Source organism: Candidatus Equadaptatus faecalis (assembly GCA_018065065.1).
GTDB classification, from domain to species: domain Bacteria; phylum Synergistota; class Synergistia; order Synergistales; family Synergistaceae; genus Equadaptatus; species Equadaptatus faecalis.
Genome location: JAGHTZ010000046.1, coordinates 1 through 4,692, shown reverse-complemented (window position 1 = coordinate 4,692; position 4,692 = coordinate 1). Strand labels below are relative to the sequence as shown.

The window sequence follows — 4,692 nt, the reverse complement described above, 5'->3', positions numbered from 1 at the left end:
CCGACCGCTAAGCGTGCCGTTACCGAAGTGTTGCAGAGCTTTAGCTGAAAAGCAACGGGCTTACCTCCGTTTGGAGCCGCATCACGTAATGCGTGAGAGATGTATAAGGCGTAGCTTCTCTGCCGAGAAACAGCCGCAAAAACAGACCTCGGCAGGTCATACAACTGTCTCAGAAAAGCCATGCCCGACGAAAAATCGTCAACCCTCTCTACTGTATAAATAGGCTGCATGCCACCGAAAATGGAAACCCCCGTGACTGTAAAACCGCATGAAAACTGCTTTCAGCGGCAAAACAGAAAACGAAAGGGTTTCCATTTTTTAACCCTGAAAGCCTATTTATATAGTGGAGGGAGAAAGTGAAAAGCAATGAAGAATGAAGAATGAAGAATGAAGAAAAGCAAGCTATAAGCAGTAAGCAATAAGCATTAAGCAGTAAGCATTAAGCAAAAAAATCCCCGTTGCTCCGCACTGCGATGCGGAGCCCAGTGGCTTTACGCGAGTGAAACGAGCGGGGTTTTAGAAGAAAAAGACACTGGATACCGCACAGAAGCATTGCGGTATGACGGATTAAAAAGGTTTTCAAGCTTCAAACTTATAGCTTATAGCTTACCGCTTCAAGCTTAAAGCTTATAGCTTATAGCGCGAGTGAACGAAGTGAACGAAAGGAGGTGAAAAACATGGCACAGTTTGAAAACGAAAGCATGGCAATGAAATTCTCGCTGACGGTGGACGACGCCAAGAAAACGGTATCGGTCAGCAAGATTTCGCCGACTGCGACGGCAAACACGCTCAGCACAGTAGCAGGCAGCTTCAAACCGCTGTTTGTATCAGCGCCGACCGCCGTCAAACGCAACAGCGTTGACCTGATAGAAGAGTAGCGCGAGGAGAAAGCAAAATGCAAAATGCAAAGTGCAAAGTGAAAAGTGCAAAGTGCAAAGTGAAAAATGCAAAGTGAAAAATGAGCATTAAGCGGTAAGCACTAAGCCAAAAGCAAAAAGCAAAAAAATCCCCGTCTCCCTGCGAAGCCCAACGGGCTTGCGCAGGGTCCAGCGGCTTTACGGGCTTTGTCCGTCAGAAATAAGCCCCTGCGGGGCAAAGACACTGGATTCTGCGCTACGGCTGCGCCGTCCGCAGAAAGACGAGTAAAAAAGGTTCTAACGCTTCAAGCTTACAGCTTACAGCGCGAGTGAAACGAGCAGACAAAGGAGGTGAAAACGAATGAAAAACGCGGTAGTAACTACGAGAAAACTCAAAATGAAATTTCTCAAAAGTGACGGAACGGAACACAACATAATCCTGAACTACGTCAAAGACGGGCTCAAAGAAGGTTCGGGCGCACAGCTTGTAAAAACGGCGATGGACGAAGTTGTAACACAGCAGCCGATAGCCGGAAACATAGCCTCCGCAAACGGCGCGGAAGTCATTGAAACGACCACAACAGACGTTGAGATGTAGTGCGCACGGCGCGGGAGACGGGGAAAGAAATGCAAAGTGCAAAGTGCAAAGTGCAAAATGCAAAATGCAAAGTGCAAAGTGCTAAATGCAAAGTGAAAAATGAGCATTAAGCGGTAAGCACTAAGCCAAAAGCAAAAGCAAAAAATCCCCGTCCCCCTGCGGGGCAAAGACACTGGATTCCGGCTTCTGCCGGAATGACGAGAGAAAACCTTGAAAAGCAAAAAATCTCCGTCGCTCCGTGCTTGACACGGAGCCCAGTGGCTTAAAATCCCCGTCTCACTGCGGGACGCGAAGCGTCAGCGCAGGGTCCAGCGGCTTTACGGGCTTTGCCCGTTAGAAAAAAAGAATTAACGACGCTGGATTCTGCGCTAAAGCCTTTTGGCTTTCCGCAGAATGACGGAGAGAAGCAGTAAGCACTAAGCCAAAAGCTGTAAGCAAAAGCAAAAAGCAGTAAGCCAAAAGTCTTAAAGGTTCTAAAGCTTACAGCTTAACGCTTCAAGCTTAACGCTTACAGCTCGAGTGAACGAAACGAAAGGAGAGAAAAAATGAACAGAACAAATAGAACAAACAATGTATCGGCTTACACGACAAGCACGGGCTACAAAAGAAACGGACAAATCCGCCTCGGCGAAAGGGAACTTAAAATCCTCAACGAAATAATAGAGGAAAACAGCGGACTGATATACCTGTTTGCGGAACGCACGCAGAAAAGAAGCGAAAACGAAACGCTGCACGACGACCTTGTACAGGAAAGCGTAATGGCAGTGTACCGTCTCTTTGAAGGCAAAAAAGGCTTCAGCAAACAAAGCGCGCTGAAAACGGTATGCAAAAACCTCAGAAGCATAGTAAGCAAAATAGCGGCGCAGATGCGCGGTGAACGGCAGCGCGACGTATCGCTTGAACTGCTTATGGAAAGCGAAGAACATCCCTTTGACGTAACGGACGAAATCCACGACGACGGGTTTGCGGACGAAGAAACGGAAATGTTTTGCAGACTCTCGCGTCTGCTTGACAGAAAAGAAATGAAACTTGCGGAACTGCTTTATGCCGGACACTCGGCAAGAGAAGCGGCAAAACGGCTCAGACTGTCCCACACGGCGGTGAACAGGCGGGTAAAACGGCTGCGGGAAAAACTTGCGCCGTGGGCGGGAGCCGTAAAAGCAATGAATAATGAATAATGAAGAATTAAGAATGGCGAGCGGAAAGCCAAAAGCTAAATGCAAAGTGCAAAGTGAAAAGTGAAAAATGCAAAGTGCAAAGTGAAAAATGCAAAATGCAAAATGCAAAGTGCAAAATGCAAAATGCAAAGTGCAAAATGCAAAGTGAAAAGCAAAAAAATCTTTGTCTTGCTGCATGGAGCGCAGCGGAAGTGCAGCATCCAGCGGCTTTCGCGAGCGAAGTGAGCTATTGAAAAGAAAAACCAAAGACACTGGATTCTGCGCTAAGCCTGTCGGCTTCCGCAGAAAGACAAGATAGTAATTGTATTTTATAGTAATTGGTTTTTTGGGTAATTGTTTCTTATGGTAATTGCACCTTATCGTAATTGGTTTTCTTAACACACACAGAAAGGAGTAAACACAATGACAGAACAGACAAAGAAAGTAGCAACAAAACTCAATCCCCTGCTTCATGCGGAATTTATCCGCGCGACGAGGCTGAAAAACGAAACAATGAACGGTGCGCTGTGCAGATTTGCGAAACAGTACACGGAAGAAGTAAAAAGCGAACTGCTGCGGTTGTCAGTCAATAGTCGTTAGGCGGCAGTACGCGTGCCCTTACGGTTTTAACTTCAAACGTCCGCTTCAGCGGACACCGTAATTGCTGCTTATAGTCATTGTTTCTTATAGTAATTGTACTTTGTCGTAATTGGTTCTTTGGGTCATTGGTTTTTCCGCCATTCGCCCTTTTGTCGCCGGCTTGCAAAAAGAAATGTGAAAAGGCTTGACAACTGAAAAAGAGGATTTTATAATCTCTGAAGTGTTTGCGGCATTGAGCCGGAATTGTTTTGTTGGCTTGAGAATGTGATAAAATTCACAAACGACTGACGACACAAATCATTCGTAATTGGTTTTTATCGTAATTGAACTTTAGTTTCGGAGGGGGGGGGATATGTGTACAGCGTGCATGACGTATGCGAAAACGTGTAAAAATATGAGTATGTCTGACCTGATTTCATACATACATACATACATACATACATACATACATACATACATACATAACCGCCTCGTTTAAGGCGTCATTTAGGTGTTTCTTCCCCTCCTCTGAAACTGAACTAAAGTTCATTTCTCAAAAATTCCCCGAAGAAAAACAAAAAATTCAAAAAATAAACTCAAATACTGAAAATAAAAGAAGCGATGTGATAAACACCGCAAATGTTTGCTGTGGTAAAAGCAATGAAAAGTGCAAAATGCAAAGTGAAAAGCTAAAAAATCTTCGTCTTGCTGCGGGCTCCGTTAGGAGCAGCGCAGCATCCAGCGGCTTTACGGGCTTTGCCCGTTGGAAAAAAGAATTAACGACACTGGATGCGCTAAAGCCTTTTGGCTTTCCGCAGAAAGACAAGATTGTAATTGTATTTTATGGTAATTGTATTTTATAGTCATTGGTTCTTCTGGTAATTGTTTCTTATGGTAATTGGTTTTTTTATTAGCCCCTGCGGGGCAAAGACGCTGGATTCTGCGCTGCTCCTGACGAAGCCCGCAGAAAGACGGAGAACAAATCTCAAAACAACGCTGAAAAGCGATAAAAATAGACAGCACAGGCACCAAAAAACAGAAACAGAAAGGGAGCAAGAAGAAATGAGAAATTTCAAGAAGTTAGCGGCAGTCCTAATGCTCGTATCGTTCATTTGCGCGGCGGCATCGCCTGCAATGGCAACACCCGTTGTCAAAAACGGCAGAAATGCAGATGATACTGCGGATAGCACAGGTATAATAATCTATGACGACAGCCTTGAAACCAGTAGTGGCGGAGAACATGTACCCAAAGCTAAAGGGAGCTATTCCACGGCGATGGGGTATCATACGAACGCCAGCAGTGCGAATTCCACGGCGATGGGGCATGGTACGACCGCCAGCGGTGCGAATTCCACGGCGATGGGGTATGGTACGACCTCCAGCGGCAATTATTCCACGTCGATGGGGTATGGTACGACCGCCTAAGGAGATTATTCCACGGCGATGGGGTATGGTACGACCGCCAGCGGAGTGGCTTCCACGGCGATGGGGTATAATACGA

At 45.8% G+C, this 4,692-nt stretch carries 8 protein-coding genes; 7 read left to right on the top strand and 1 reads right to left on the bottom strand.

Going from position 1 to position 4,692, the window contains the following annotated elements; all coding sequences use genetic code 11:
* Nucleotides 1–230, bottom strand: a 230-nt coding sequence (locus KBS54_03715; protein MBQ0055238.1) for a hypothetical protein, incomplete at its 3' end; no start/stop codon positions are given.
* A gap of 447 nt (nt 231–677) precedes the next feature.
* On the opposite strand from KBS54_03715, the gene KBS54_03710 reads away from it, so the two are divergent.
* The 7 genes from KBS54_03710 to KBS54_03680 all read left to right on the top strand — a co-directional run bounded on the left by KBS54_03710 (nt 678) and on the right by KBS54_03680 (nt 4,616).
* A complete protein-coding gene (locus KBS54_03710; GenBank protein ID MBQ0055237.1) occupies nt 678–878 on the top strand; it encodes a hypothetical protein in 201 nt (66 codons plus the stop codon).
* A 340-nt stretch (nt 879–1,218) separates the two neighbouring features.
* On the top strand, nt 1,219–1,455 hold the full coding sequence (locus KBS54_03705) for a DUF2922 domain-containing protein (GenBank protein MBQ0055236.1): 237 nt from the start codon (nt 1,219–1,221) through the stop codon (nt 1,453–1,455).
* Between the two features lie 545 nt (nt 1,456–2,000).
* Nucleotides 2,001–2,633, top strand: a complete 633-nt coding sequence (locus KBS54_03700) for a sigma-70 family RNA polymerase sigma factor (protein ID MBQ0055235.1) — start codon at nt 2,001–2,003, stop codon at nt 2,631–2,633.
* A 53-nt stretch (nt 2,634–2,686) separates the two neighbouring features.
* On the top strand, nt 2,687–2,866 hold the full coding sequence (locus KBS54_03695; protein MBQ0055234.1) for a hypothetical protein: 180 nt from the start codon (nt 2,687–2,689) through the stop codon (nt 2,864–2,866).
* A 169-nt stretch (nt 2,867–3,035) separates the two neighbouring features.
* Complete coding sequence (locus tag KBS54_03690) at nt 3,036–3,212, top strand: hypothetical protein (GenBank protein ID MBQ0055233.1); 177 nt, start codon at nt 3,036–3,038, stop codon at nt 3,210–3,212.
* Nucleotides 3,213–3,814: 602 nt separating this feature from the next.
* Nucleotides 3,815–4,054 (top strand): hypothetical protein, encoded by a 240-nt coding sequence (locus KBS54_03685; protein ID MBQ0055232.1) that lies wholly within the window; start codon nt 3,815–3,817, stop codon nt 4,052–4,054.
* A 199-nt stretch (nt 4,055–4,253) separates the two neighbouring features.
* Nucleotides 4,254–4,616: a hypothetical protein gene (locus KBS54_03680; protein MBQ0055231.1), complete on the top strand. Its 363-nt coding sequence runs from the start codon at nt 4,254–4,256 to the stop codon at nt 4,614–4,616.
* The last annotated feature ends 76 nt before the right edge of the window (nt 4,617–4,692 follow it).

What these genes read in the sequence shown, in the direction of transcription:
- KBS54_03705 (MBQ0055236.1), top strand. Translation starts at nt 1,219, where the DNA reads ATGAAAAACGCGGTAGTAACTACGAGAAAACTCAAAATGAAATTTCTC.
- KBS54_03710 (MBQ0055237.1), top strand. Translation starts at nt 678, where the DNA reads ATGGCACAGTTTGAAAACGAAAGCATGGCAATGAAATTCTCGCTGACG.
- KBS54_03680 (MBQ0055231.1), top strand. Translation starts at nt 4,254, where the DNA reads ATGAGAAATTTCAAGAAGTTAGCGGCAGTCCTAATGCTCGTATCGTTC.
- KBS54_03700 (MBQ0055235.1), top strand. Translation starts at nt 2,001, where the DNA reads ATGAACAGAACAAATAGAACAAACAATGTATCGGCTTACACGACAAGC.
- KBS54_03690 (MBQ0055233.1), top strand. Translation starts at nt 3,036, where the DNA reads ATGACAGAACAGACAAAGAAAGTAGCAACAAAACTCAATCCCCTGCTT.